The sequence below is a fragment of the uncultured Porticoccus sp. genome (assembly GCF_963975625.1).
GTDB lineage: Bacteria > Pseudomonadota > Gammaproteobacteria > Pseudomonadales > Porticoccaceae > Porticoccus.
The window spans coordinates 47,957-68,477 of record NZ_CAXBHS010000007.1; the positions used below are offsets into that span (position 1 = coordinate 47,957).

Genomic DNA, 20,521 nt, shown 5'->3' on the forward strand with positions numbered 1-20,521 from the left:
GTGTCGACAATTGTTCTCGGTATCTCCGGTGCGCTGAATCACGATTCATCCGCAGCCCTGTATGTGGACGAAAAACTGGTGGCAGCAGCGGAAGAAGAGCGCTTTATCCGCGATAAGCATGCCAAGGGAAAAATGCCCTACCATGCAGCGAAATTCTGTCTGGAGTTCGCGGGTATCAAGCCGGAAGCCGTGGATGTGGTTGCCGTTCCCTTTGCGCCCATTTCACTGTTTACCCCGGCGCGCTGGCATTTTGCCAAGCGTTATTGGTACGCCCCTGACCGGGCACTGGATGCACTGCTCAACGGCAATCGCCGCTACCGTCGTTATCGCAACCGGGTCTTCGGCCTGCTTCGCGACCTGGGTATTGATCCCGCCAATGTGGAGTTCGAACCGGTAGAGCACCACCTGGCCCACGCTTCCAGCGCCTACCACCTCAGTGGTTTCAACGAAAAGACCGCCATCATGGGAGTGGATGGCAAGGGCGAATATGCCACCACCTTTTTTGGTTATGGCGAGAACGGAAAAATCCATAAAATCAAGGAGTTTTATGATCCGGATTCCCTCGGCGGCCTGTACGGTGCCATGACCGAGTACCTCGGTTTCGAAATGCTCGACGGGGAATACAAGGTGATGGGTATGGCACCCTATGGCGATTCGAGCAAATATGATTTTTCCCGGTTGATCGACTTCGATGGCAAGGATTTTCGGGTCAATACCAAACTGGTCAATACTGTGGGTCTGCGCCGCTACAAGCAGGACGGTGTCGGCTTCTATTTCAGTCCGCAACTGATTGACTGGCTCGGGCCGAAACGCGAGGGCGATATCGCCGACGAGCCCTACATTGACTACGCCGCCACCATTCAGGCCCTGTTTGAAAGCGTAGTGCTCAAACTGATGGACTATTACCTTGGCGATATTCTCCGGGAGACGGGCAAGCTGGCATTCTCTGGGGGCGGTGCACTCAACGTAAAGCTGAATCAGAAAATCATTGCCCGGGAAGAAGTCAAGGAGCTCTATGTGCAGCCGGCTTCCGGGGATGCGGGTACAGCGGTGGGTGCTGCCTCCTATGCGCTGGTAAAACGCGGCATTCAGCCGGAAGCCATGCAGCATGTTTACCTGGGGCCGAATTACAGCAACGAAGATTGTATCCGCGCCTGCGAGGTACATCCGAATAAGCCAGAATATCAAGTGATCGACCAGGTGCCGCAAAAAATTGCCGCACTGCTGGCAGAGGGTCACCCGGTGGCCTGGTTTCAGGGCCGGATGGAGTTCGGCCCGCGTGCATTGGGCGGCCGCTCCATTCTGGGTTGCCCAAGCGCTCCGGGCGTGGCGAACCGCATCAATGAGCAGATCAAGTTCCGCGAACGTTGGCGACCCTTCTGCCCCAGCATGCTTGATCGAGTGGCCCCGGAAATGTTCAAGATAGACCACCCGGCACCATTCATGACCTTTACCTTCGAGGTGAACGATGAGTGGAAAACCCGCGTACCGGAAGTGGTGCATGAAGACGGCACAGCCCGCGCCCAGGCCCTCAGGCGGGAGTACAACCCCCGTTACTATGAGTTGATGGAGGAAATGGAAAGGCTCACCGGCAATGGGGTGGTGTTGAACACATCGCTGAATCGTCGGGGTGAGCCCATGGTCTGTTCGCCGACCGATGCCCTGAATATGTTTTTTGGTTCGGATTTGCAGTATTTGATTATGGAAGATGTGTTGGTGATAAAAGCGGGCGCATGAAGCTAAATAACGAGGGAGAATGTCAGTGCTGCAACATTTGCTAAAAGCTGCGTACAGTAGTAAGAAAAGTTTATCTTACCATTTGGTCTCTAATATATTGAGATCTAGAAATAAAATAATAAAAAAACACCTTGGACGGAGGGTGAAAAAAGCAATCAAAATTTATGCAAAAAATACAAGGATAAACCTTGGTTTCAATAATATTATTGAAAATGAAAAAACAGAAGTTGAATGCTTCTCATCTGATCTCAGTACAGCAGTGGTTTATTTTAATGTAGCCCCGGACTGTATATACGAATTTTACAAAAAATATCTATTAGATGACTGTTTATTTTTAGATGTGGGTGCAAATGTAGGCATTCATACGTTAATCGCATTGGCTGCAAACAAGCGTGTTTTTGTTCATTCATTTGAGCCTTCGCCGAAAATATTTTCCAGGCTTGAAAAAAATATAAAGAAAAATACAGCCGACCGTGTTGAATTACATCAGCTGGCAGCTTCCAATAGCAATGGATTCGTTTTTTTTCAAGATTGTAGTGAGGAGGTAAATATTGGTATTTCGCATATTTCAAGCGAAAAAACAGGGATAAAAGTTCAATCTGTGACCATCGACTCGTTATTGAGCGATGTCGAGAAAAGGGTTTGTTTGGTAAAAATTGACGTTGAAGGTTATGAGCCGGGTGTTTTAGAAGGCGCAAAAAGTCGGCTTCTCAGAGATAAGCCAGTTATTACATTGGAATTTAATCGGCGTCATTATCCGCTGGAAAATATTTGTGAAAAAATTCCCTACGACCACGACATACTTCTCTGGGAAAGGTCTCGATTCACTCCTGTGACGGATTCTTCTGTGTTAAACAAAATTAAGAATGCTCGGGATATTGTCATTATTCCGAGAGATTAATTTTATTTGATATGGTTGGATGGAAAATTGGTTAGGTCGGTGGAAATAATCAAGGTCAGTCGAGGGAATCAGGTATTTGAGCTTTATAAGGCTAAGTCGACCTGGAGTAAAAGCACGACCGCAAAGCCCTCACCCTGCAAATTCTCCCCGCTGACAACCTAGTAGATCAGCTTTCGGATGCGCTTGGCAATATGGTCGGTTTTCACCTGTATGCTGGCGTAACTGCTAAAGCTCATGAATGCAAAAGGCTGGAACAGTTGTGTCGCGTTATATTGTTAAGTCCGCTCGTATCCGAGAAATGGACTTACCCAAAATGTTTTGTGCGCCGTAAGACCAAATGCAGGTCAAAAGTCGTGTTGCCATGCACCCAAATGCAACTCCTCAATTGCGTCTTCAGTATCGATTTTGAGACGTGCGTGCTGGAAACAGGTGGGGTGGGTGTGGCGACCGCATGCAGTGTCGGAATGAAGATCGAATAGGCTGGTTGAAAAGGTGTGCTGAATTCAGTCTGTTGCGCTGGTATTTGGACAAAAGGGTGTTTATATTTGCTAGAGACTAAAAATTAGAGAAAGAAGTTATCTAAAGATGGTGCAGCAATTTTTGTCTAATCCGGATTCTCCGAAAGGTTTGGTTGGCATTGGCGATGTTGATACCAGGCTCATACTGAGGGGTGGCTTGATCAGGTATACCAGCATTGCTGCTGGATAAGGGTAAAGCCTACAAGCTCAAAGAGCAGAGCATTATTACCATTGAAAATACCATTCTCTCAATTATGAAAAAATTCGTTAGGCCTTTCAGGTATGTCAGCAAATGGTGCCCCAACCCTTAATGTACTTATATGAGTGATCGTCAATATTACCGGCAAGCTCGCCCCGAGATGCTGGACCATATGGCCTGGAATGTTGGATGTTGCCTGGAGGTAGGTTGTGGCAGCGGCAATTTTGCTCAATTAGTAAAAAAGCATAAGAATGTCTCTGAGTATTGGGGTATAGAGATTGAAGAGCAATCTGCAAAAGAAGCAAAAAAAACACTAAACCGTGTTTTACTGGGTAACGCAGAAGAGTTGGTGGAGCAGCTGCCAAATAATTATTTCGATACGGTTGTATTCAATGACAGCCTAGAACATCTAGTAGATCCATTAGGTTTGTTGAAAATAATAAAAACCAAACTGACAGCCAAGGGTCACATAGTTGCCTCCATACCCAATGTCAGGTATTACAAAAACCTTTACAACCTGATTTTCAAAAAACAATGGTGTTATGAGGATTCAGGTATTCTGGACAGGACCCATTTGCGGTTTTTTACCCAGCAATCCATCATTGATACTTTCGCAGAGGCAGGGTTTAACGTTAACAGTATCCAGGGAGTTAATGGTACGAGAAAACTTAAAATAAGGTTACTTGGTCCTTTAACGTTTGGTTTGTTGGGTGATATCAGCTATCTGCAATTTGCAGTTAATGCTTGTGCAACTGGACACAAGGTCTAAAAGGTATTTTACGGCATGGTTCTTATGCAGTCCCCACTGGTAACCGTCATTATCGCATCCTATCAGCATTGTGACTTTGTTATAGAAAGTATCCAGTCCGTCATAGACCAGGATTATCCAAACATAGAACTAATCGTCATTGACGATGGTTCAACGGACGACTCGGTTGAGATTATCCAGCAGCTTGCAGCCCAATACTCATTCACTTTCAGGTACCGGGAGAATCGTGGCCTGGCAGAAACCCTGAACGAGGCGCTTGCAATGGCCGGCGGAAAATATATCTGCCAGCTCGGCTCTGACGATGTAATGCTGCCGGGTAAAACCCGTAGACAAGTAGAGTTCATGGAACGAGAGCCCGGGATTGCTGTTTCCGGTGGCAATGCGGAAATGATTGATGGCAAGGGCCGCATCATCGCAAATCGCAAACCGCCACCTGGTTACCGAGAAATCAGTTTTGAAAACCTGTTTGCAGAAACCGGCCCCGGCATATTCGCATCGTCGGCCATGATCAGGAAATCGGTGTTGGATGAATTGGGAGGCTGGAATGCCGATATACAGCTGGAAGATATGTATATGTGGTTCAAAGTCACTTCTCGCGGTTATCGAATGGTCGGATTAGGGGAAAACCTGATTAAATACAGGATTCATGGCGATAACACGTATAAAAAAGCCTGGAAGATGTACAGCGCATTGCTGAAAACAATTGAAGACTACAAGTCGCACCCTTTATATCAACAAGTGTATGCCAAACACACAAAAAGTTATTTTATTCGAGCCAGTAAAACTGACAGGGAAAGTGCAAAAAAAATACTATCCAACATACCGCTATCCTCCTGGGACCTGAAAATTACCCGTGCTGTGGTAAGAACATACTTGGGTATTTAGCCTCGATTTGCAGGTTGGAATCCTTCGGCACTGATCGTCCAGCAAGCTTCTTTGTAGAGAGCCGGGTCTGCCAGTAATTTTTCTTTGGGCTGATTTTTCCAGTCTTCCATCTTCCACATAAAAAAATGCAGATAGGGAAAGTCCTTATTCCCGGTTAAATTATTTGTCAGAAAGCCATTATTCCAAGTCCAGCAGGAAGGAAAATTTTTGCTGCCATCTATCCATGAAACCCGTGCGTGTGTAGTGCTAAAGGCTTCGCGAAATAGGGCCCGTCGATGCCGGGTATTAAAAAAGAAAATACTTTTGCGTAACCATGTGGGGAAATTTTTCCTCAGTAGGAATAAGCGAGAAAAATGATTTTCATCAAAAAAACAGTGGTTCGGGTTTTCAAAAACCTTTTGCCAGTCAGGGACAAGCTGGAAAGCGTGGCGTAAGTTATATGTGTTACGCAACAGGCATAAATGACCGGAAACCCGGGTATTGTGGGTGGAGATCAGGTCGTATTTTTTCAGCACGTCGGGGGTAAGCCAGTGGCGGAGCTGACCGTAAACAACGTCCATATCCCCAAAAGCAAAAAAATCGAATTCGCTGATCTCCTCGGCATGTATGAAACCGTAGGCAGGTTTTATATCACAAAGCTTGTATGGGCTCGATGGTTGGAAGTTGATACCCAGGACAGAGGAAACTTTCTGGCAGTAGTCATGGAAGCTGCATTCTATAAAACGCGCATTCGGAGGAGGGTTGTCAGGTAGGCCACAGTCGGTATAAAACAGCCAGTTAATGTCTGGATTATGGCTCAAAGATTCAAAAAAGAAATCAGACCAAAACGGCCACTGACCAAAATAGGGGATAATAATGCAAATAGAGGTTGGAGCTGGCGTCATGGAAAGAGCCGCCACAGTAATAATGGCAAGGGATAATCTTCGGGCCGGCGCAGATTACCTACGATGGATTTGTCAATGCTATTCCACCCCAAGTTGTGTTCAACGTGTTGTTGGCCAGCAGCAATACGTTTGGCTAATTCGGGGGAGGTGCTACGAGTGTGGTATTTTTTAAGAAATTCAGCCTTGTTTTGATAAAGCACAACGTTGTCCATATTTTTCAGGCCTAAAGCCGGTTTTTCTTGATTGTAGGCAGAGAATAACCAGCCGCAGGCGATGGATTCAAAATTTTTAATCATATGCCCACCCATACCAATATCCGCACTGGCATAAGACTGGATTCGGTTCAAGGTATGGCCATCCCCCATTATATAACCGAAGTTAAATGTAAAGGGTTAAGCCGCATCCGGCAAATACCTAGGCGACACTCGAACAATCGCTGAGCTAAATCGTTCATTATTGTATGCTCAAAGCCATTGCGTGGCCAGATATCGCGTATGTTCAATGGTTTTAACATGTGTAATTCGAGCTATGCGTAAAGCACAATTCGGTTAAATCACTCAGCAAAGACGTTTTGTGTGGGCTTGCCGGGTTGGCTATGTATGAGCTGAATATGCTGGGTATTTGCCCAACCAATATCTGGTTCATTGAGGTTGGTAGATTCAATGCGTCCGGTTTATCGCGTTTATTCCGGTGTTTCGACTGGATGCCTAGGTTAAGCTCTAATTCGCGGTAAATTCGATAAACCCGGTCTGGTGGTCTGGTGGTCTGGTATTTGGGCAAAAAGGATGCTTATACTTCTATACATAAAGGATCAGACGACGCTAATAACGACCTCTGCAAAAGTCTTGGCAAATATGGCGACTACTCGTCTGGTCATTGTTGGCGAAGGTCTCTTGAAATCTCAACTGGAAGCGCTGATCAAAAAATATCCACTAGAAAGCTTTGTCGAAATGAAAGGACGTGTTTTTGAGGCACACCTTTTTTTCGTGCCGGTTATCGGTTTCAATTGTAGTGGAGTCCCTGATGTGCGGGGAGAGGATGGATTATTGTTTCCTGCGACAGGGGTGAGAATTCTGGCAGTAGAGCTGGTTCAACTCTACCGGACTGAAAGTACGTTGGGTGCGGCCATGTCTGGCGCGCTGCTGGATCGTCTGAAAACCCACTTTACCTATCAGGCTGTGCGTGAGGCTTTCTGGAGCTCGCCATTTAAAAGGACTCTGTGGCTGAGATGAAAGTACTGTTTCTTGTGCAGAAAGAACAGCGTGTCATTCTTGACCGTTTTTACGATTCCATCTGTCGTCACCTGGGTGATTGTGAGTTGCGCTCGCTGACCTCAAGAGAACAGGATAATTTGAAGCAGTATTTTCACAATATTGATGTGGACGCCTATGAGCGCATTATTTTCTTTTTGCGCTTCAAAAAAGAAATCAGACAGGTACGGTTCATCCAGAGCATCCCCAATCTGGTTATTCTCGAGCACGATGCTTTCCAGAACTATATTGCTGGCAAGTATCGAGGGAAATTCAGTAAGCATTATCACAAGTTGCCATGGGCAAGAGTGATTTGTTCAGGTTATGAGGTGACTCAAAATCTGTGCTCGGAGGGGTTCGATGTTGAGTTTGTGCCAAAGGGTTATGATCAGGCGTTGTTGGGCAACCGAGGCCTGGAGCGGGACATTGAGTTGGGGTTCCTGGGCAGCATCGGCAATCAGATGTACGGCAAGCGCAGGTCGTTGTTGGAGGCATTGGCTGAACAGGAAAACCTGGTGGTCACCCGCACCCAGTCCGGTGATGAATATGTTGCGATGTTGAACCGAATCCGTATTTTTGTCGGTGCGGATGTGGGGTTTGGCGAATATATGATTAAGAACTTCGAAGCCATGGCTTGTGGTTGTCTGTTACTGACCTGGAACCAGGGCGAGCAGGAAAACCGGGCGTTGGGCTTTCGGGATATGAAAAATGTGGTGCTCTATAGTTCCATCGACGAGCTAAGGGAAAAGCTGGTTCTGCTTCGCACAACACCTGGTCTGGCGGAGAGTATTGCTTCGGCGGGCCAACGGCTGGTGGAACAGCACTACAGTTGGGAGGTTTTGGGGGGCAAGGTGGCTAAAGCAGTCCAATTGCCTTTGCGTAAAAAACATGTGAAACGCTTTATGGGATTTAAGCATTATTCACTCGGCACTTAAACATGATAGCTGACTTGAAAGCGTGATGGTGTTTAAGACGGCGTTCAACGTTTTGTCTGTTTTTTGCCGTATTATTAGCTCACAAGAACCTAATGGATTAAAGCTTACTAAAATGAAGGCGGAAAGAAAAAGGAAACTTCTTTGATAGCGAACATGATGTACAGCTCGGATGAGCGCCACAAGGCTACTCAGTCTATCCACAGATTAATTACCCGGGCATTGCAGGAGAAGGGCATGCCTGTCGATGAGTACTTTCTGGTGAAAGGTGAAAAGCCAGAATTAGCTGATTCGCATGTGCCGACCATCACCAGTGTGCGAGTCGCAAGGAAAAAAGGAATCTGGCGTTATCTCCCACACATGCTTTCGGGCAAGATAGAGCGTTTGTTGGTTTCTCGGAAGGTGGATGTTGTCGTCTGTGATGGCTTGGGGGTTATGCGGACCTTGATTCCTGTCATGAGGCATCTTGAGAGATTAAGTCTATTGGTAGTTCTTCATAGTCTGGTTAAATTTAAAGCAGAAGATCTGGATTTTTTACAGCATTATTCAGACCGAATCCGGTTGGTTGCAGTTTCGCCTTCTCTAGCAAGAGACGTGAAAGCAGAATATCCCTCCATACGCGAAATTACGAGTGCTGTGGCCAATAGCCTAAGTCCCGATTTTCAGGCGAACCTACTTGATAGAGGCCTAGCAAGGTCTATCTTGAACCTCCCCAAATCGGGACACTTATCTGTTGTGCTTTCTCGTCTTACGGAAAAAAAAGATGTTTCATTGGTTATTCAAGCCTTCGCCAAGGTCGTTTCAGAAAATCGTTATCTCGTGATTATGGGTGATGGGCCGCAAAGACCGGCTTTGACGCGGCTGGTAGCAGATCTGGGTATGGAGTCCCATGTGATCTGGTTGGGATGGGTTAATTCTGCCAGCCAATATCTTAGAGCTTTTGACTTGTTCGTCTCAGCATCGACTGCAGAGGGCTTTGGATTGTCTGTTCTGGAAGCCCATGCTGCTGGGTTGCCTGTGGTTTGCTCTAGGTTGCCAGCTCATGAGGACGCACTCGAGCATCACGCTGCTTTCTTTGATGTTGGTAATATAGAAGGTTGTGTCGAGCATTTGTCCTCAGTGGTTAATGGGGACGTTGTCTGTGATTTAAAAACCCGGTACGAGCAGTTTTCTTTGGGATATTTCGGATTGGTTTCTGAGTTGCACCCCTAAAAAGTCGTGAAACCTTTAATTCTTGTCTTGGGACTCCCTGTCCCATTTTGAAAGCGAGTAGTTAATTTCAATGCAGTGGATTACAGAGAGCAAGGCCCATAGAGTGGTTTACTGGCTAATGGGCGTGGGACTATTCCTTCAACTGAGCAGTAAGGTGCTGTACACGTCTGACAGTACAAATGGTGTGCACGTATATTTGTTACTAATTCTTCCTGCATTGCTGCTGACAGTTTGGAGCTTTTTGAAAAAAGAGAGCCTGTTTTTAGTGGAAGCAAAGAGATTTCTTGTTGCTGCCGGTCTCTTCATGACAGTTTGTAGCGTGTCTGCTTATTGGAGTGACAGTGGCCAATCTGTTTTATACGTCCTGAGGAAGAGCTTGGTTATTTTTCTCTACCTCGCAGCCATCATCTATTTGGTCACGGTAGCAAAATGGCAGCACATCAAGTTTTTCATCATGATGTTATGCGTTGTTGCCGCAGTGGGTGCATTGGTGTCCCTTTGCTATCAATTAGTTGTCCTCGATGAATCATTTGGTTGGCGAACTTTCAGAATCTACCGTATGGGCCATGGTGAGTGGATAGATTTAGGCTATCCGGTAATAGCCGGGATTTATTTTGCCCTGTTTGGCGTGTTGGCAGCCAGTTTAGTGGCGCTGGGGCACCAGAACCATTCCCAGAACTTGGTGCTGATGTTAGTGATACTGGTATTACTTCCCTATGTCTTTTTGACTTTTTCTCGAACATCCTGGATTGCCTGGGCGGTAGCTATCTGCTATCTGATGGTAGTGTTCCGACACAGGGCAACTATTGCTTTGGCAACAATTTTGGCATGTATTGCATTTGTAATGATCGCTATTTACCAAAATGAAATGGCTGTGGAAGTAACAGAAAGGCAGCTTTCCGGGCGGCCGCAAATTTGGCTGTGGACATTGCAGCATTTTCTTGAACACCCCCTCCTGGGTCATGGATTTGCTCATTCATTCTGGCCGGAAAAACCGTATGCACATGCGCACAATTTTTTTCTGCAAGTCCTTTTCGAGCATGGAATACTTGGATTGACTTGCTATCTTTTTATGTTGACTTCGGTATTTGCGGGTGTATGGCGCTATCGGCGAAATAAGCTGGTTTTGGCAGCATTTGCGTTGGTGATATATATACTGACAGCGATGATGGTGGATGTGCAGCATGTCATTACCCGTCCCGGCCTCTTCTGGAGTATTTTCTGGTTTCCACTGGCATTTACGATAGGTGCAGTAAATCGGGCTCAGTTGGCAGCCCCAATCAACACGCTATCTGAAGATTATTAAAAGTAACGCTGTCTTCTGGTAAGGGGAAATGTAGTCGTTCAGTAAACCTGGATATTGATTGGACCGGTTGGTGGTTTTCCGTAATCCGTATAAAAAACCAGTTGATATCCGGGTTATGTTGGCAGCTCTCAAGATAAAATTGATCCACTTGGACCACTTGCCGAAGTAGGGAATAATTTTTCAGAATAGATGAAGTTTTCGAGCCGGGTTGTCACTCTGTTTGAACTATTATTCCGAAGCAGCGGCAACCGGTTTGCTCAGAGTGCTAGTGACCTGAGGCAGTTGCCAGAACTGCTCCCTGATCGCGCAATCGGAGAAATGGTTTTGTAATCGTTGGAAGATCTGGTTGTGGTCTGCTTCTGTCAGCTGCTTTTGTGAAACCCGTATTAATCCTTCAGCCAGCGCGTCAGCGTCCCCGAAGGGGAACAGTTCGCCAGTGTCTCCTACCACCTCAGGGCCGCCGCCGCAGTCTGAACAGATAATCGGCAGCTCCGCGGCCATGGCCTCGAGCAGAACCATACCGAATGGCTCGTGATCCGAGGTCAGGGCAAATGCATCAAAGGCTCTGAAGTAGCGCCTTGCCTCAATCACGTTGCCCGGAAGCAGGACGCTGTCGCTGATATTGAGCTCAGCGGCGAGCGCCTTCAGTGGTTGCAGCAGTTTTCCGTCCCCGAGCATCACCAGCAGCGCGCCAGCGGGAAGATCGGGCAGCGCCCGGGCAAAACCCTTGATCAGCGTCTGCGGATCCTTGTCGGGGTGGAGTCGGCCAACGCTGCCCAGGACCCAGCTGTTCTCGGGTAGTCGGAGTTTATGCCGTGCTTCCTGACGGTCGAGCAGGTCCTGACGTGCGGTATCAACATCAATACGGTTGTAGAGTGTGATGATCCTGTCCTCGGGCCAGGCAGGCAGGTGGGATCGTATTTCATCGCGCACGGCGTTCGAGACGGCGAGCAACGTCAGCCGGGATTTGAATAGATTGCCCATAAGGCGGCGGCCAACGCGGTCAAAATCCCCAAAGGAATGACGCACACTGAAAATGGGCAGGTCTGTTGCCAGTAGTCCCACATAGGCAGATTTGGCGCGGTGAGCGATACAGGCAGAGAAAGGGTATTGCCGTGCGATTTTTTTGACTTCACTGATAACTGTCAGCTTGGCCCCTGCAAGCGCTTTGCTGTTGTGGCCGAGAAAAATAACTTCGTCAGAGCAGGCTTTTTTTGCAACCTCCGGGTCAGGTTCTCCGGTCATGAAAACGGTAATCACTTTATAGGGCGTGTCCTTGAACAAAACGGCATATTGCCGGGCACAATCCAGAAAGGGATCATAGTAGCAATGGCAAAGTTGCAGGATATATTGTTGATCACTGTTCATCTTCGGTTACACAAATGCTTTGCTGGGCAATGATTTCAATTCGTAGCGTGATAATACAATAAGTGGCAACCAGAAAATCAGCCAGTAGCCGCGGGGTCTGGAAATGACAGAATCGAGATTGACAAGGCCCATGGTACAGGCGAATGCAAATAGAATAGTGGCCACTATTACATAGGGGTTGGCCCGCAATTTCCAGCCAGTGAGCAATACCGTCAATATCATCAGTAGCAGCAGGGTGAGGCCGACAATGCCGCCGGACAGCAGGGCGCCAAGATAGACGCTGTGGTAGGCACTCCAACCGGCCAGCCCGCCTTCAGTGATATAGATGGTCGTTCCATGGCCATGGCCGAACCAGTAATGATGGAACTCCTTCAGATAGCCCGACCAGAGATGAAATCTGGAGCTCTGCCCCTTTTCGATATAGGCATCAATCAGTGGTGCGAGAAAAATGCAGGCTGCTATCAGTAGCATCAGGCCAAGTCCGATCAGCAAAAGCTTGGATCGGTTTTTGATGGGAGAATGGGCAACCATGACAAAACCGAAAAACAGGGTTCCGGCAATGGCCAAGCGGGTATGGGTCAATACCAGGGTGACCAGAAAAACCGTTAACGCAACCAGCAACAGCAGGATAGTGGACTTTCGCTCCCGGATGCCCGGTTCATAGAGAAGGCTGCCAAGACAGAGCAGGGCTCCTGCACCCAGACAAAACCCGGTGCGCACTTTGTCGACCAAAGGGCCGGGAATGGTAAATCGTCTGGTGAGAGGGTAATCCAGATAGAGGTAGTGGTAGGCCGCATAACAGGCGGCGGTAGTGCTGCCGGCAATAATCAGCCATTTGACGAGGCACTGTAGCCGTCGGTCTTCGCCGTTAAAAGTAAATAAAAAAATAACCCAGAAACTGACCAGATAAAAAATATCTTTTATCGGATTGAGAATGTCGCGGCTGCTTTCAGGTTCAGACCAGAGCAGGCTAAGCAAGGAATAACCCAAAAACAGGAATGAGGCGATTGCTATTCGTGATCCAAGCAGGGCGGACCATTTGCACAGGCCTTTGAAGGCGATTAATGGAAAGGCAATACAGACAAATAGTATGAATAATTTCAGGTGAAGGTTTTTTTCGGGGATAAAAAAAAGGCTTGTCAGCAAAAAAACAACGCTGTAAAAAAAGAGTGTTTTTGTCTTTTCTTCAAACTGTGAAGTCGCAATCATTGTGATGCTAAATCCAAAACGGTTTTTTTAGGGGAGGATGCGATAAGTCCGCTACTTCTGTTTGGTGTAGATGGTCGTCAATAAATCCTGCAGCTCATCTGTTGTAAAGGGGGAGCCCTCGCGGGCCTGGTATCCCTGAATAAAACCGGGGAGGAATCGCATGAGGGCCGCCATATCTTCGGGGTAGCGAGCAGTGTGCTGGAAATTCCTCAGTCGCAATTCCCTGTCCAGTGGCTTGTGGTATATCTTCATGTCGGCAATATCGATAAGTCCCAGCCGATTTTCCGGCGTGACAACAATATTTCCCATGTGCAATGAGCGGAAATGAATGCCCTGTTCATGCAACTCCCGGATAAACCTGCCCAGTTTGTTGATGAGGATGAGGTCTATATTGTCGCCAAGCTTCTTGAGCGTTTTGCCGGTTAACGGGGAGTAATGCACAGCGGTTCGGTGAATGCATGGAATGCGTAACAGCTCAATCACCGTCACTGTGGGGATCCCTTTTTCGAGCAGCTTCTGCGCATTGCGAATAAACCGCTTCGAGTAAGGGTATATCCGGGCCAATGATAAGAGGTGTCTCGCCCGAAACAGCTTCAAGTAGGTGCCATCGGATAAAAGTAAGACTTTTTCACCGAAAGGGTCCGACTCAATCACGGTGGCACCTTCCCGGAGGACCTGATACTCCTGCTTGGTCAGTTTTTTCATAAGACTCCGGTCCCTGCTGCGGGCCCATTATAAAGGTCGTGCCCTATGGTAAGATACCCTCAATTTACCCTTGGATAATTCCGATGAAATTGACTGTTCCTCGCTTTGACAAGGCTCAGGTTCTGGTGGTTGGTGATCTGATGCTGGATCGCTATTGGCATGGCAATACTTCTCGGATATCGCCTGAAGCCCCGGTGCCGGTTGTCAACGTAGCCCAGTGTGAGGACCGTATGGGCGGTGCAGGCAATGTGGCCCTGAATATTGCCACGCTGGGCGCCGGCGCATCGCTGGTGGCCATTGTCGGTCGGGATGAAGCCGCCACAGCGTTGCGGGCCCGTCTCGATTCTGCAGGCGTCCACGCGGATCTGCAAGTTTCTGACACAAAACCGACAATCACGAAATTGCGGGTGATCAGTCGACACCAGCAATTATTGCGTCTCGATTTTGAGGAAAGCTTTTCAGCAGCGGACTGCGATCAGTTGCCTGCCAAAGCCGCTTCCCTGTTGGTCAATGTCGGTGTACTGGTGCTGTCCGATTATGCCAAAGGGGCATTGCAACAACCCCAGGAGTTTATTCGTGCCGCCCGGGAGGCGGGTATTCCCGTGCTGGTGGATCCAAAGGGAACCGATTACGAGCGTTATCGTGGTGCCACACTGCTGACACCCAACTTTGCCGAGTTCGAGTCTGTGGTGGGGCCCTGTGAAAACGAACAGACACTGGAAGATAAGGGTGCCGCATTACTCGAGCAGCTGGATATCGATGCCCTTTTGATCACTCGCAGTGAGCAGGGGATGACCCTGTTGCGCAAGGGGGTGCGGGAACTGCACCTGCCGGCCAGAGCGCGTGAAGTGTTCGATGTTACGGGTGCCGGGGACACCGTTATTTCGGTGTTGGCCGCTGCACTAGCCGCCGGTGAGAATTTGCCCGAGGCCGTGGCCATGGCCAATATTGCCGCCGGCATCGTGGTGGGTAAACTGGGCACAGCAACCGTCAGCATGCCAGAGCTGCGCCGCGCCATTCAACAGGAGCAGGGCTTTGAGAGGGGTGTGGTTAATGAAGAGCAGTTAGCCGCCGATGTCGCCGATGCCCGTGCCCATGGCGAGCGGATTGTATTTACTAACGGTTGTTTCGACATTCTCCATGCCGGTCATGTGGGCTATCTGGAGCAGGCGCGGAAATTGGGTGACCGGCTGGTTGTTGCGATCAATTCTGATGCCTCCGTGACCCGGCTTAAGGGTGAAGGTCGTCCGATCAACCCGGTAGACCGGCGTATGACGGTTTTGGCGGGCCTGGAGGCGGTCGACTGGGTGGTCTCTTTTGAAGACGACACCCCGGAGCGGCTGCTTGAGCTGATCCGTCCTGACATCCTCGTGAAAGGGGGTGATTACAGCCGTGAGCAGGTAGTGGGCTGGCAAATTGTCGAAGGCTATGGTGGCCAGATCGCAGCCCTGGATTTTCTGGACGACTGCTCTACAACGGCTATTGTCAGCAAAATTCAGGAAAAGTAAGCAGTTACTTACTTACTTACTTACTGTTGACTGGATAGCCTTGTCAATATTATCTAGCAGGTGAGAGGGGTTAATGGTGCCGATAATCGCACTGCTCACGCCGGGATGCTGAAAAATCATCTGGAAGGTTTTTTGCACGGGATCCTCCCCTGTCGTCAGGGTGGCGTGGCCGCTGGCCAGTGCTTTCTTGATCAGGACGCCTTTGTGCTGTGCCAGGCAATAATCGACCACCGGCAATTCGCGGTCGTACTGAAGATTCCAGGTCACCATGACCGCATCGGATTTTTCGGCGGCTAGCAGCCCCCCCTCAATGGTTTTTGTGGACATGCCAAAGGCACGAATTTTCCCCTCTGTCTTCAGTTGGGCCAGCATATCCAGGGTGCCGTAGTCTCGTATGATGGCCTCATCGTTACCATCGGAGTGAACCAGCACGATATCGATCATTTCTGTGCAAAGGCGTCTCAGGCTGCGTTCAACACTGAAACGGGTGTGTTCCGGGGTGAAATCAAAGAAGGACTTTCCCTGCTCGAACTCCTCGCCGACCTTGCTGCAGATAACCCACGCCTCCCGCTGTCCTTTCAGCAGCTGGCCCAACCGGGTTTCACTGGTCCCGTAGGCGGGCGCGGTGTCGATCAGGTTAATACCCTGTTCCCGGGCGATGCCGATGAGTTGAGCGGCCTGTTGATCATCCGGTATGACAAAGTCATTGGGGTATTTAACACCCTGGTTGCGGCCGAGTTTTACGGTGCCGAGACCGAGAATACTCAGGTCGATGCCAGTGCTCCCAAAAGGTCTTCTGGGCAGCACCGCTATTCTCCGAAAACCGTATGCCACGGCGTCGTAGCCAGTGGTGGATGTCCGAGAAAACCAAGCTCGGGAATGGGTGCTGCTGAAGGTTGCAACAGGGATTGCCCCTGTATCAGGGCAATGGCCTGGTCGGCAAGGTTGGGGGTCAGGGTCAGCTTGGTGGGCCAGGCGACCATGATATTCGGGCAGTTCTCTGCCCGAGAGACAAATGCTTTATCGGGGCGGGCAAAATTGCGTTGTCGGGGTTCAGCGCGGTCCACCCGCAAGGTTGCCCACTGTGCGTTGCCGAGATCGACCCAGGGCATCAATGCAGCTAACTCATCTTTGGCTGCCCCGATCAGTTGTTCAGCTGTTTGGTGAACGCCCTTCTCTGCCAGACTGCCCCCCAGATACCAGACCTGAGCGCCGTCGGCGCAGGGGTGGCTGGATATTGTCAGTCGGGGCGTGGCTTCTGTTCCCAGGCAGTGGCCGTAGAACCGATGTGGGTAATGGTGTTTGATCATGACCTGATGCAGTGGTCGGCGCTGCATTTGTGGGGCGCTGATGCCGAGTTCGTTGAGCATCGCTTCATTGCCCTGACCCGCAGTCAGTACGAATTGGTGAGCGTCGAGCCGACGGCTCTGCTGGTTGTGCTCAAAGTTGATGGCTACAGATTGGTCGCCGTTACGAAGCCAGTGGGCATGTTGCCAGTCAATCTGAAAAATCCGTTCCGCGCAGTTATCGGCCAGCGCCTTGACCACCGTGGGGACATCGAGAACCATATCCACCAACTGGTAGAGGCTGCCCTTGAATGCACTGTGCTGGAAAATATCGGGCCGGTCCTTTTTGTCGACCCTGTTGACCCGGCCCCGGGTCGCCTTGCTGGCGAGAAAGGCGGTCATCCGCGACAGTGTGCTGCTGCTGGACCACAGATAAAAATGATCGCTGAGAATGGCCGCTCCACGAAGGTCAACGTCGCCTTCACCCGCGAGGCAGGCCCGCCAGTGATCCGGCATGTCGGCAATGGCTTCCGAGGCACCAGTGAGCCCGCCGCCGAGTGTATATTTTATACCGCCGTGAATCATGCCCTGGCTGGCGGCTGTCTGATCGCCACCCAGCGCCATTTGCTCAAGCAGTACCGCATTGTAGCCAGCCTCGACCAGCCTGTTGAGCAACCAGAGACCGGCGATACCTCCACCAATAATGGCGATATCGCAACTGAGGTCGGTGTGGTTTTGGCTTTTTTCCATAGAAAATAGAGGGTCTTGTTGCTGCTCGCCGAGCGATGAGTGGTGGGCCGGTCAGCCATTTGTTTTGACAGGCCACAAAGGCGCTAGTATACCCTGCCCAATATCTTTATGCTTTCCGCAAATCCGCCCATTACAGGGCAGGCAGGAGACAATTTTTTGGCACGTTTTTTTTATTCAGCATTGTTCTACCTGCTGATACCTCTGATTCTGATACGCCTACTGTGGCGAAGTGCCAAAGCCCCGGAGTATCGCCGGCGCTGGCCGGAACGCTTTGGTTTTTTGCCGACCACCAACCAGTCTACGACAACAAAAACCATTTGGGTTCATTCGGTATCACTGGGGGAGACGCTTGCAGCGGTGCCAATGATTCGGCGGCTTCAACAGCGCTATCCCGAGGCGCAACTGGCGGTGACCACGATGACGCCGACCGGCTCAGCCTGTGTCAAAAACACGTTTGGCGATACGGTCTATCACGTCTATGCGCCCTATGACCTTCCCTGTGCGGTGAATCGCTTTTTGCGACGGGTCCGCCCGGACTTGTTGATCATCATGGAGACCGAACTCTGGCCCAACCTGATTCACGGCTGTGCCGATCAAGATATCCCTGTGGTGCTGGCCAACGCCCGCCTGTCGGAAAAGTCGGCCCGTGGTTACCGGCGATTTGCCGCTCTGACGGGGCCGATGTTGCGGAGTATCAATTACGTTGCTGTGCAGCACGAAGAAGACGGCAATCGGTTTCTGGCATTGGGTTTGCCGGCACCACAACTGCTTGTGACGGGGAATATCAAGTTTGACCTGACGCTGGATGAGCCGATGCGGGCCAGGGCTGCGCGGCTGAAGGCCCAGTGGCAGGCCGGGTGTGGGCGTCCGATTCTGTTGGTCGCCAGCACACATCGCGGGGAAGATGATATTTTGCTCGATGCTTTTGAGCGGATTCGCCAACATGTCCCGGCACTGTTGTTGGTGCTGGTGCCCCGGCACCCGGAGCGCTTCGACGACGTGACACAGCGTTGTCTGACGAGGGGGTTAAACACTGTGCGCCGCAGTAGTGGAAAGCCCCCTGCTGAGACGGATCAGGTACTGATCGGCGATACCATGGGCGAACTGCTGGTGTTTTTTGGTGCCTGCGATATCGCCTTTGTCGGCGGCAGTCTGGTGCCCACCGGCGGCCACAACCTGATTGAACCGGCAGCCTGGCAGGTGCCGGTATTGAGTGGCCCACACCTGTTTAATTTTGCCGATGCTTCCAGGTTGTTGCTGGAGGCCGGCGGCATGGCGATCTGCAAAGATGCCCGATCAATTGCTGACAGCGTGACGTTGCTGCTGGGCGACCCCGAAACTGCCGCCCAGATGGGGGTGGCAGCAAAAATCGTGGCCGAGAAGAATCGCGGTGCGCTTGATCGGTTATTGGCGGTTATCGAACGCCAGCCTTGGTAACATTGATGGCGGGGTCCAGCCAGGCATTGAGCTGATAAATGTCTTCCGGACTCAATTGACCGGCTACTTCCTTCAGGCGCAACAGGCTGCCGATATAATCGAAACGTGCATTAGCGTAGTCGCGGCGTGCCTGGTAGAGGTTTTGCTGGGCGAGCAGCACATCGACAATGTTGCGAGTCCCCGCATCATAGCCGGCCTGCGTTGCTTCCAGCGCACTGGCTGCCGAGGTGATAGCCTGGTTTCTGGCGTTGACCCGGGCTTTGTCGGTGAGAACGGACAGGTGTTGGGAGCGGGCCTGCTGCACAGTGTTGCGTTGTGCGCCGGTAAAAATTTCCTTTGCTTCAACCGATTGATGAAAGGCCTGCCGGCGCTCGGCGCTGATCAGACCCCCGGTAAAAATGGGGATAGTCAGCTGCAGCCCCACCACATGGCCGTCCTGCTTGGTTTCCGACGGGCTGATGTAATACGGGTTGGGGGGATCACGGATATCCCGCCCTCTAAATTCACTTTTTGACTGATCGTCAAAATAGGATATCGAGCCCGACAAAGTGGGGGCATGCTCGTATTTTTTCGAGTTGGCGTTTTCTTCGGCTGCATCCCGCTGGTATTTGGTGGCCTGCAGTGTGAAGTTATTCTGCAGGGCAAACTGAACCCAGTCTTCGCGGCTGAGGGGTTGGGGATCGACAATCGGGAAATCCGGCATCAGACCCGCCAGTTGTTCATACCGCTGGCCGGTGAGTACGGTTAAACCCTCAAAGGCGATATCCAGTGCACCGCGGATTTCCAGGGTGTTTACCTTGGCACTATCAAAGGCCGCCTGAGCTTCGTGGACATCGGTAATGGGCAGCAGGCCCACTTCGAAGCGTTCTGTGGTTTGTTCGAGTTGCCGCTGGATGGCTTTTTGTTCGGCCAGGGCCGTTTCCAGATTTTCTCTGGCCCGCAGAACCTCAAAATAGGCGTCGGCAGTGCGGAGGATCAGGAGCTGCTGATCGGCGGCAAACTGCAGCCGGGCCTGTTCGCTGAGCGCCTTGCCCTGCTGAAAGGTGAACCAGGCGGGCAGGTCGAAAATTGGCTGTGTCAGGCTGATGGAATAGCCCTTTGTATCCGTATCCGTATGACCCTCACGACCGAAGACAGCGCCCTGTCCCAGCACGGTGGTGTTTGCTCCGTCAGACTCCAGTTCTTCGTACTCGCCTCTTGCGGTAATTTGTGGCAGCAGGCCGGCACGGGCAATATTTTTTGACTCACTGCCCGCCCGGAATGCAGCCTGAGCGGCCCGCAATTGTGGGTCGTGTTCCACCGCCTGTTCATAAATCTGAGACAGCGTCTCGCCGACGGCAAAAGGGCTGATCAAAACCAGTGCCAGACAGCGTAGATATTTCAAAGGGTGCATCGGAAATCCTTCCATCAGGTGGCTTGTCAGCGCGAGAGTCTAGCAGATTTTGAACATTGGAACATGGCCCTGTCCTTGGAGCTGGGTTTCGAAATAGCCTGCGCAGCTGATGAGGTTTCAGGTATTGTGAATGCTGGGAGTGACATGAGTTTGAGTCAGGAAAATTTGCCGGTTGGCCGTTTTTTGATGAGAGGATGTGCTGGTGGCGTGCTGGCCGTCAAGAGCCGTTTATTGCCCCTGAAAGCATGACCCGCGAATGGGTATCGGTTACA

19 protein-coding genes are annotated in these 20,521 nt (G+C 50.4%); 11 read left to right on the forward strand and 8 right to left on the reverse strand.

Going from position 1 to position 20,521, the window contains the following annotated elements; translation table 11 throughout:
• The 4 genes from AACZ64_RS07830 to AACZ64_RS07845 all read left to right on the forward strand — a co-directional run bounded on the left by AACZ64_RS07830 (position 1) and on the right by AACZ64_RS07845 (position 5,009).
• A complete protein-coding gene (locus AACZ64_RS07830; protein ID WP_293615057.1) occupies positions 1-1,737 on the forward strand; it encodes a carbamoyltransferase in 1,737 nt (578 codons plus the stop codon).
• Positions 1,738-1,879: 142 nt separating this feature from the next.
• A complete protein-coding gene (locus AACZ64_RS07835) occupies positions 1,880-2,638 on the forward strand; it encodes an FkbM family methyltransferase (RefSeq protein WP_293615058.1) in 759 nt (252 codons plus the stop codon).
• Between the two features lie 838 nt (positions 2,639-3,476).
• On the forward strand, positions 3,477-4,124 hold the full coding sequence (locus tag AACZ64_RS07840) for a class I SAM-dependent methyltransferase (protein WP_272992651.1): 648 nt from the start codon (positions 3,477-3,479) through the stop codon (positions 4,122-4,124).
• 15 nt (positions 4,125-4,139) lie between these two features.
• A complete protein-coding gene (locus AACZ64_RS07845; RefSeq protein WP_272992650.1) occupies positions 4,140-5,009 on the forward strand; it encodes a glycosyltransferase in 870 nt (289 codons plus the stop codon).
• On the opposite strand, the gene AACZ64_RS07850 is transcribed toward AACZ64_RS07845, so the two are convergent.
• Both AACZ64_RS07850 and AACZ64_RS07855 read right to left on the reverse strand, forming a co-directional pair.
• Entirely contained in the window at positions 5,006-5,893 is an 888-nt protein-coding gene (locus AACZ64_RS07850) for a DUF6625 family protein (protein ID WP_272992648.1), read from the reverse strand. The two genes, AACZ64_RS07845 and AACZ64_RS07850, sit on opposite strands and share 4 nt — an antisense overlap.
• On the reverse strand, positions 5,890-6,240 hold the full coding sequence (locus AACZ64_RS07855; protein ID WP_293615060.1) for a hypothetical protein: 351 nt from the start codon (positions 6,238-6,240) through the stop codon (positions 5,890-5,892). Before AACZ64_RS07855 ends, AACZ64_RS07850 begins: the two co-directional genes overlap by 4 nt.
• Before the next feature lie 438 nt (positions 6,241-6,678).
• Here AACZ64_RS07855 and AACZ64_RS07860 point away from each other — a divergent pair, with 438 nt between their 5' ends.
• The 4 genes from AACZ64_RS07860 (at position 6,679) to AACZ64_RS07875 (ending at position 10,593) form a co-directional block, all read left to right on the forward strand.
• On the forward strand, positions 6,679-7,125 hold the full coding sequence (locus tag AACZ64_RS07860; protein WP_272992643.1) for a hypothetical protein: 447 nt from the start codon (positions 6,679-6,681) through the stop codon (positions 7,123-7,125).
• Positions 7,122-8,078, forward strand: coding sequence for a glycosyltransferase (locus AACZ64_RS07865; protein ID WP_272992641.1), 957 nt, complete (start codon positions 7,122-7,124; stop codon positions 8,076-8,078). The genes AACZ64_RS07860 and AACZ64_RS07865 overlap by 4 nt, the downstream gene beginning before the upstream one ends.
• A gap of 234 nt (positions 8,079-8,312) precedes the next feature.
• A complete protein-coding gene (locus AACZ64_RS07870) occupies positions 8,313-9,287 on the forward strand; it encodes a glycosyltransferase (protein ID WP_272992639.1) in 975 nt (324 codons plus the stop codon).
• Positions 9,288-9,357: 70 nt separating this feature from the next.
• On the forward strand, positions 9,358-10,593 hold the full coding sequence (locus AACZ64_RS07875; RefSeq protein WP_272992638.1) for an O-antigen ligase family protein: 1,236 nt from the start codon (positions 9,358-9,360) through the stop codon (positions 10,591-10,593).
• A 228-nt stretch (positions 10,594-10,821) separates the two neighbouring features.
• Here the strand turns inward: AACZ64_RS07875 and AACZ64_RS07880 are convergent, their stop codons facing one another.
• The 3 genes from AACZ64_RS07880 to AACZ64_RS07890 all read right to left on the reverse strand — a co-directional run bounded on the left by AACZ64_RS07880 (position 10,822) and on the right by AACZ64_RS07890 (position 13,875).
• Positions 10,822-11,961: a glycosyltransferase gene (locus tag AACZ64_RS07880; RefSeq protein ID WP_293615061.1), complete on the reverse strand. Its 1,140-nt coding sequence runs from the start codon at positions 11,959-11,961 to the stop codon at positions 10,822-10,824.
• Between the two features lie 6 nt (positions 11,962-11,967).
• Positions 11,968-12,939, reverse strand: coding sequence for a hypothetical protein (locus tag AACZ64_RS07885; RefSeq protein ID WP_339639860.1), 972 nt, complete (start codon positions 12,937-12,939; stop codon positions 11,968-11,970).
• A 282-nt stretch (positions 12,940-13,221) separates the two neighbouring features.
• On the reverse strand, positions 13,222-13,875 hold the full coding sequence (locus AACZ64_RS07890; RefSeq protein ID WP_293615063.1) for a hypothetical protein: 654 nt from the start codon (positions 13,873-13,875) through the stop codon (positions 13,222-13,224).
• An 83-nt stretch (positions 13,876-13,958) separates the two neighbouring features.
• Between AACZ64_RS07890 and hldE the strand changes: the two genes are divergently transcribed.
• Positions 13,959-15,383 carry a bifunctional D-glycero-beta-D-manno-heptose-7-phosphate kinase/D-glycero-beta-D-manno-heptose 1-phosphate adenylyltransferase HldE gene (gene hldE, locus AACZ64_RS07895; RefSeq protein WP_293615064.1) on the forward strand — a complete coding sequence of 475 codons (1,425 nt, stop codon included), beginning with the start codon at positions 13,959-13,961 and terminating at the stop codon, positions 15,381-15,383.
• A 12-nt stretch (positions 15,384-15,395) separates the two neighbouring features.
• On the opposite strand, the gene AACZ64_RS07900 is transcribed toward hldE, so the two are convergent.
• Positions 15,396-16,190, reverse strand: coding sequence for an aldo/keto reductase (locus tag AACZ64_RS07900; protein WP_293615065.1), 795 nt, complete (start codon positions 16,188-16,190; stop codon positions 15,396-15,398).
• Between the two features lie 2 nt (positions 16,191-16,192).
• Positions 16,193-17,419, reverse strand: a complete 1,227-nt coding sequence (locus AACZ64_RS07905) for an FAD-dependent oxidoreductase (RefSeq protein ID WP_293615066.1) — start codon at positions 17,417-17,419, stop codon at positions 16,193-16,195.
• A 156-nt stretch (positions 17,420-17,575) separates the two neighbouring features.
• Between AACZ64_RS07905 and waaA the strand changes: the two genes are divergently transcribed.
• Positions 17,576-18,856: a lipid IV(A) 3-deoxy-D-manno-octulosonic acid transferase gene (gene waaA, locus AACZ64_RS07910; protein ID WP_293615067.1), complete on the forward strand. Its 1,281-nt coding sequence runs from the start codon at positions 17,576-17,578 to the stop codon at positions 18,854-18,856.
• On the opposite strand, the gene AACZ64_RS07915 is transcribed toward waaA, so the two are convergent.
• Positions 18,834-20,249, reverse strand: a complete 1,416-nt coding sequence (locus AACZ64_RS07915) for a TolC family outer membrane protein (RefSeq protein WP_293615068.1) — start codon at positions 20,247-20,249, stop codon at positions 18,834-18,836. The two genes, waaA and AACZ64_RS07915, sit on opposite strands and share 23 nt — an antisense overlap.
• Here AACZ64_RS07915 and AACZ64_RS07920 point away from each other — a divergent pair.
• Positions 20,244-20,498: a hypothetical protein gene (locus AACZ64_RS07920; RefSeq protein WP_293615069.1), complete on the forward strand. Its 255-nt coding sequence runs from the start codon at positions 20,244-20,246 to the stop codon at positions 20,496-20,498. The two genes, AACZ64_RS07915 and AACZ64_RS07920, sit on opposite strands and share 6 nt — an antisense overlap.
• Positions 20,499-20,521: the final 23 nt, after the last annotated feature.

Coding starts and splice junctions, on each gene's coding strand:
- AACZ64_RS07840 (WP_272992651.1), top strand. CDS start 3,477: ATGAGTGATCGTCAATATTACCGGCAAGCTCGCCCCGAGATGCTGGAC.
- AACZ64_RS07845 (WP_272992650.1), top strand. CDS start 4,140: ATGGTTCTTATGCAGTCCCCACTGGTAACCGTCATTATCGCATCCTAT.
- AACZ64_RS07850 (WP_272992648.1), bottom strand. CDS start 5,893: ATGACGCCAGCTCCAACCTCTATTTGCATTATTATCCCCTATTTTGGT.
- AACZ64_RS07860 (WP_272992643.1), top strand. CDS start 6,679: ATGCTTATACTTCTATACATAAAGGATCAGACGACGCTAATAACGACC.
- AACZ64_RS07865 (WP_272992641.1), top strand. CDS start 7,122: ATGAAAGTACTGTTTCTTGTGCAGAAAGAACAGCGTGTCATTCTTGAC.
- AACZ64_RS07870 (WP_272992639.1), top strand. CDS start 8,313: ATGCCTGTCGATGAGTACTTTCTGGTGAAAGGTGAAAAGCCAGAATTA.
- AACZ64_RS07875 (WP_272992638.1), top strand. CDS start 9,358: ATGCAGTGGATTACAGAGAGCAAGGCCCATAGAGTGGTTTACTGGCTA.
- AACZ64_RS07880 (WP_293615061.1), bottom strand. CDS start 11,961: ATGAACAGTGATCAACAATATATCCTGCAACTTTGCCATTGCTACTAT.
- AACZ64_RS07890 (WP_293615063.1), bottom strand. CDS start 13,875: ATGAAAAAACTGACCAAGCAGGAGTATCAGGTCCTCCGGGAAGGTGCC.
- hldE (WP_293615064.1), top strand. CDS start 13,959: ATGAAATTGACTGTTCCTCGCTTTGACAAGGCTCAGGTTCTGGTGGTT.
- AACZ64_RS07905 (WP_293615066.1), bottom strand. CDS start 17,419: ATGGAAAAAAGCCAAAACCACACCGACCTCAGTTGCGATATCGCCATT.
- AACZ64_RS07915 (WP_293615068.1), bottom strand. CDS start 20,249: ATGCACCCTTTGAAATATCTACGCTGTCTGGCACTGGTTTTGATCAGC.